Origin of the sequence: uncultured Jannaschia sp., assembly GCF_947494025.1 — a bacterium.
Lineage (GTDB): Bacteria > Pseudomonadota > Alphaproteobacteria > Rhodobacterales > Rhodobacteraceae > Jannaschia.
In genome coordinates, this window is record NZ_CANLTQ010000153.1 from 1 (window position 1) to 428 (window position 428).

General features: G+C 59.1%; 1 protein-coding gene. It reads left to right on the forward strand.

Annotated features, from left to right (window positions below; genetic code table 11):
• Positions 1 to 294: 294 nt before the first annotated feature.
• The coding region (locus tag Q1B08_RS21735) for a transposase (protein ID WP_299823531.1) at positions 295 to 428 on the forward strand (134 nt) is incomplete at its 3' end.

Below are 428 nucleotides of genomic sequence, written 5' to 3' on the forward strand. Positions count from 1 at the left end.
ACGGTACGCCACGCAAATGCCTCGGCTACGCGACCCCGGCGGAAGCCTTCGCCGCCGAAATGAAACGGATCACGTGAGGGATCAAGACGTGTAGCAACCAAGCTTGAAATCACACCCCCATGTGCAAAGTAGAAGTGTCACGCTTCCCCGTTTGACGATCAGGTTGGGAGTGTGGCCTGCCCCCTGAAAAGTGGTCCTTCCTGAAGTAGGCTTTCGAGCCGAATGGAGGACGCAGGAATGCCGCAGAAGAAGCACAAGCCGGAAGAGATCGTCGCGAAGTCTCAGTAGGTCGACGTGCTGGTATCGCAGGGCCGATCGGTGGCCGAGGCGGTGCGGTCGATCGAGGTGACACAGTTCACCTACTACCGATGGCGCAAGGAGTTCGGCGGCTTGAAGACCGGCCAGGTGAAGCGACTGAAGGAGCTCGA